Origin of the sequence: Pontibacillus yanchengensis Y32, from assembly GCF_000770635.1 — a bacterium.
Lineage (GTDB): Bacteria > Bacillota > Bacilli > Bacillales > BH030062 > Pontibacillus > Pontibacillus yanchengensis.
In genome coordinates this window covers 1-5,155 of the sequence record NZ_AVBF01000114.1, presented here as the reverse complement: position 1 = coordinate 5,155, position 5,155 = coordinate 1, and the positions used below count along the sequence as shown (strand labels likewise).

General features: G+C 36.2%; 6 protein-coding genes. 5 read left to right on the top strand and 1 reads right to left on the bottom strand.

The annotated features are described in order from the left end of the window. The first annotated feature begins 397 nt into the window (after positions 1-397). The 4 genes from N782_RS20205 to N782_RS20190 all read left to right on the top strand — a co-directional run bounded on the left by N782_RS20205 (position 398) and on the right by N782_RS20190 (position 3,190). Positions 398-1,348: a D-2-hydroxyacid dehydrogenase gene (locus N782_RS20205; RefSeq protein ID WP_036824781.1), complete on the top strand. Its 951-nt coding sequence runs from the start codon at positions 398-400 to the stop codon at positions 1,346-1,348. 2 nt (positions 1,349-1,350) lie between these two features. After that, the gene (locus N782_RS20200; RefSeq protein ID WP_036824777.1) at positions 1,351-1,908 is read left to right on the top strand and encodes a cob(I)yrinic acid a,c-diamide adenosyltransferase; all 558 of its coding nucleotides are present in this window, start codon (positions 1,351-1,353) and stop codon (positions 1,906-1,908) included. A gap of 128 nt (positions 1,909-2,036) precedes the next feature. Beyond that, positions 2,037-2,477, top strand: a complete 441-nt coding sequence (gene perR / locus N782_RS20195; protein WP_036824774.1) for a peroxide-responsive transcriptional repressor PerR — start codon at positions 2,037-2,039, stop codon at positions 2,475-2,477. 263 nt (positions 2,478-2,740) lie between these two features. Further along, positions 2,741-3,190: a universal stress protein gene (locus tag N782_RS20190; RefSeq protein WP_036824772.1), complete on the top strand. Its 450-nt coding sequence runs from the start codon at positions 2,741-2,743 to the stop codon at positions 3,188-3,190. A 163-nt stretch (positions 3,191-3,353) separates the two neighbouring features. Here the strand turns inward: N782_RS20190 and N782_RS20185 are convergent, their stop codons facing one another. Then, on the bottom strand, positions 3,354-3,728 hold the full coding sequence (locus N782_RS20185) for a YgzB family protein (protein WP_052111475.1): 375 nt from the start codon (positions 3,726-3,728) through the stop codon (positions 3,354-3,356). A gap of 132 nt (positions 3,729-3,860) precedes the next feature. On the opposite strand from N782_RS20185, the gene N782_RS20180 reads away from it, so the two are divergent. After that, a complete protein-coding gene (locus tag N782_RS20180) occupies positions 3,861-4,736 on the top strand; it encodes a nucleotidyltransferase-like protein (protein ID WP_036824769.1) in 876 nt (291 codons plus the stop codon). The last annotated feature ends 419 nt before the right edge of the window (positions 4,737-5,155 follow it).

The window sequence follows — 5,155 nt, the reverse complement described above, 5'->3', positions numbered from 1 at the left end:
CCAGCTCGCCGGCAGGACGCGAGTTGTTCCACGGCCACCTTTATTCCATATAAAGAAACGGAAACATCTCTCATACCCAATATATCTCGAATCAAAGTTTTCAAGATAATGGTGCTATTATGGAGGAACATAAAACTTTTTCATTATTATATCAACTCCAAACTTTAACACAGCCTATTTTTTAAAATAAAACAATAATGTTAGCTATAAATCCTGTACAAAACATTTGTGAATGGACCAATGTTCGTAGTACTGCATTACGTACCGCGATCGATCTTAACCTTAGTATCTAAAAAGTCTTAGCTTCAGCTATTGCCTATTAAATAAGATGATTTATTTGGGTACGAACAGGAAATAAAGATATGATAAGAGAAAGAGTATAGATGGAGGGATAGCTATGAACGTAGTAACAACCTGTAAAATTCGCAGAGATATACGCGAACATCTTGTAACAGCATATCCGGAGATTTCATTCCAATTTTGTGAAGATATAACAGAAGCTGAACCATTTATTCATGAAGCCGAAGTTTTACTTACATACGGTGAAGATTTACAAGATGCTCATATTGAGAAAGCCTCTAATTTAAAATGGATTATGGTCCTTTCCGCTGGGCTGGATGAAATGCCGTTTCGTAAAATAGAGGAAAAGGATATTCTTGTTACAAATGTAAAAGGGATTCACAGTATTCCGATGGCCGAATATGTAATATCCATGCTCTTGCAAGTTTCTCGACAGGCTAAGACCGTTATAGAAAATGAACGTTTGCGTCGTTGGGACAAAAAAGTACGCATGAATGAAATAACAGGCAAGACGATGCTTATTGCAGGGGCTGGGGCAATTGGTCAAGAAGTTGCTCGATTAGCAAAGGCTTTTCGGATGAAAACAATTGGAATATCTAATAGTGGTAGAGAAAAGGAATACTTTGATGAGGTTTATACAAACAGTGAACTAACTACTAAATTATCCGAAGCGGATTTTGTTGTATCCGTTCTTCCTAGTACTCCTGAAACGAAAGGATTCTTTACAAAAGAACACTTTCAACAAATGCCTTCCCATGCGATCTTTCTAAATATGGGTAGAGGGGATGCTGTACATGATCGAGTAATGTTAGAGGTCATGCAGGAACAGTTGATTTCCCATGCAATCTTAGATGTGTTTGAACAAGAACCCTTACCAGAAGCTCATCCATTTTGGGGAATGTTCAATGTAACTGTAACCCCTCATATTTCTGGAGTGTCACCAGATTACCAGCCAAGAGGTATGGAAATTTTTGAACACAATCTAAAGGAATATCGAAATGGAACAAACGACTACCTGAACAAAATTGATCCAAGAAAGGGGTATTAATAATGAGAATCTATACTAGAGGTGGCGACAAAGGAACAACTTCTCTCATTTATGGTGATCGCGTACCTAAAAATGATATTAGAGTAGAAGCTTATGGGACATGCGACGAAGCAAATTCTATGATTGGAATTGCGCTTAGTCATCTGCGTAAAGAAGATTGGCCAGCAGAAGAGAAATTCTCTGAAGTCATGCATCGCATTCAAACGATTCTTTTTCACGTTGGAGCCGAATTGGCTACCCCTAAAGGAAAAGATGTGAAGTGGCAAGTTACTAAAGAGCACATTGAAGAACTTGAAAAGCAAATAGACGCTTGGGAGGATGAGTTGGATCCTTTAGAAAATTTCATCCTTCCTTCCGGCCATCAAGCCTCTGCGGCGCTACATTCTGCTAGAACCATTATACGAAGAGCAGAAAGGTCAGCCGTTGTAATAAAGGATGAATTAAATAATCCTCTTGTGTTAAGCTACCTTAACCGTTTATCTGACTTTTTATTTGTAGCTGCACGTTATGTGAACAAAATGACAGGTGGAAAAGAAACCCCTCTACAGGCAGACGTATAGAATACGGGGAAGTTTATGTTGGGCGCCGCTTGAGCGTTGACAATTGCTTTAAATAAAGGTTACACTATTTATAAGAATTTTAATGTAATAATCTTGTTTAATAATAATCTTTGTTGAAAGCGAGGTGCATGACGGTGTCTGAACAACGACTTAGTGAGGCTCTGGACACATTAAAAGGTTCTGGCGTCCGTATTACACCCCAACGTCATGCGGTGCTTGAATATCTCATTCAATCAATGTCCCATCCAACAGCAGATGATATTTATAAAGCATTGGAAGGGAAATTCCCAAACATGAGCGTAGCAACGGTCTATAACAATTTACGCGTGTTTAAAGAAATTGGTCTTGTTAGAGAATTAACATATGGTGATTCTTCAAGCCGATTTGATTGCAATACAAGTGAACACTACCATGCGATTTGTAATGATTGTGGTAAGATAGTAGACTTCCACTATCCTATTTTAGATGAAGTCGAATCACTAGCGGAACAAGTTACAGGTTTTGATGTAAGTCATCATCGTATGGAAGTGTACGGTGTATGTGAAGATTGTAAAAAACAGCAACATTAAAGCTGGAAGCTCTATTTGAGGCTTTCAGCTTTTTTTATATTTTATGGGAACATTTTAAATGAGACAGTCCATTATGCTTGGTCGATTTTTTACAATAAACTACTACATATCTTAATTACCAAGTCTTATTATGAATAAATTATGAACATCCAGGTATCCTCGTACAATCCTGGTTTAAATGGTGTAAAATATAAATATAGACTATCCTAAATGGAATATAACCTTTTTCTTAAGTCAAAAATGGTTTGGAGAGGTGTTGAAGTATGAAAAATTCAATTATTGTTCCTATTGATGGCTCTCTACATTCATTTAATGCCATGACGGAAGCAATTGACTTATCGAACAGACTCGAAATGAATTTAGTTCTTGTGAATGTGCAGCATCGAATTGAAACATTGCACACAAAGATGTTCTTCTCATCTTCAGACGTGAAAGAGTACCAGAATCAATTAGCAGCAGAAGCATTTAAAGAGGTAACAGACTATCTCGACAAGCAACAAATCTCTTATGAAAAAGTAGTTCGAATTGGGTACCCTATCCATGAAATATGTAAGGAAGCAGAAGAAAGAAGCGCTAAATATATTATAATAGGCTCCCGAGGAAGAGGTCCTCTAAGAGGACAAATGTTTGGTAGTGTGTCGCTGGGTGTTTTACACGAAGCGAATTGTCCTGTGCTCGTTGTAAAGGCAGACAAGGATAAGACGGATGCTTGAAAAAGTAAACAATGAAGATAACAAACGGATTTGAGATATGACAATATGACAGTAATATGTGCAAGCGCGACTTTAAAGTACTATTAAAAAAGCCCTTATGGGACGCATGAATAAATGCATCCCATAAGGGCTTTTTATACTATATTCTAGTAATATTGGAGAATTATATTTCATTCTCTGTGTTTTTTTGGTATCTTTTTGAGTTGTAGCTTTCATCAAACTCTTTGCCTTCTAGATCTTTATCTAAAGTAAGGGGTTCCTTGCAATGCATACATGCATCCACACGACCTAAGATCTTAGTTGGCTTTTCACAATTGGGACAAACTACTTGTATTGTTTTTGTTGAAAGCATGCCAATCCAAAAGTAAATAACCGTGCTTAATGCGACTGATATCATACCAAGAATCATGAATATACTCATTAGCCACATAGTCTCTTTAAAGAAAAGGCCAATGTACATGACGCCGAACCCAACAAATACTAAACTTAACGCAAAAGTGCGGATTTTATTAATTTTACTTGAGTACTTAATGCCCACTCCGTTCCCTCCTAAAGCTTCTTACAATGGTAGTATAGCATAAATTATAAGTCAGAAACGGGTATTGAAAAAAGGAATTTACATGAATATGTCGAAATGAAAACTATATAAAAGTATTTGGGGGAGACTATCATGGAAGATGTGTTACGTCCGATTTACCAAGAACGTGCCAGCCAAAAAAATACATTAGGAATTTTAATTATAGAAAAGAAGAAACCAATTAGTCCGTTAACTGATAACTTTGATGTAATTCTACTTATTATAGTGAGAGATGCAGAACAACCTTGGTTTGTGAAGCATTACGAATTTGAGGACAAAATAGCTGCAATGCATATAGTAGAGGAACATCAATTGCTCCAATGGGTAGATACAAGCGCTTATCGTAGAGCGGTTGAATGGGTAATAGAAGGAAAAGTCTTGTTTGATCGCAATGATTATATTCAATCCTTGAAAGAAAATCTTCGCAACTTCCCGCAAGAAAAAAGAGATTTAAAGAAAGTGATTGAATTTGCTAAGCTCATCCGTAGTTATCATGAGTGTAAAGATTTATTTGAGTCCCAGCAGTATATGGATGCATTTAGTCGTATGGTTCATTCTTTACATTATCTTGCGAGACTCTCCGTTATCGAAAAAGGCTTCCATCCTGAAGTGACCGTATGGAATCAAGTGAAGCAAATAGAACCTGAAATCTATAAACTACATCAAGAATTAATTCAAAGTACAGAGACAGTTGATAAACGAGTTCAGTTAATGTTACTTGCTACTGAATTTGCCATCAACTCTCGAACTATTAATTGTACGCGTCACTTCATACAAATTATGGGGGAAAAAGATGAAGGTTGGACATACGGGGAACTAATGATCCATCCAAGGATTCAATCGTATTCTCTTGATTTAGGAGCTCTATTGGAGTACTTAGTGGAAAAAGAAATAGTTGAAACAGTTCAAATAGAAACCAAAGGTCAGCATATTTATCACCGAAAGTATCAGTTAAGAAAAAAACAATAAGATGAAAAAGAGCAGTTTTTGTAAGATCTCAAATAATTTGGGGTTGATGCAAGGGCTGCTTTCTCATATTATAGTTGAAGTCGCTCTGATAGTGATTCTTATAGAATATTGATAAATTTTAATAAATATCATTTATCTATTGCACGATAAAAATCACCGTGATATATTATTATATGTCGCATTAAGAGCGGCAACGAAAACCAAACATTTTTAAAAGAACCAAAAAAACTTACAAAAAGTTATTGACGGTATCTTAATAAAAATGGTACATTGGTAAATGTCGCGCTAACGACGGCGACAACATATCAATAACCGAGTTGAAAAAAACAACAAAAAGTTGTTGACTTGATATCGGCAAAATGATATACTAATTAAGTCGCTGTTTGAAGCGGCAAAACAAAACAACGAAACATTTGATC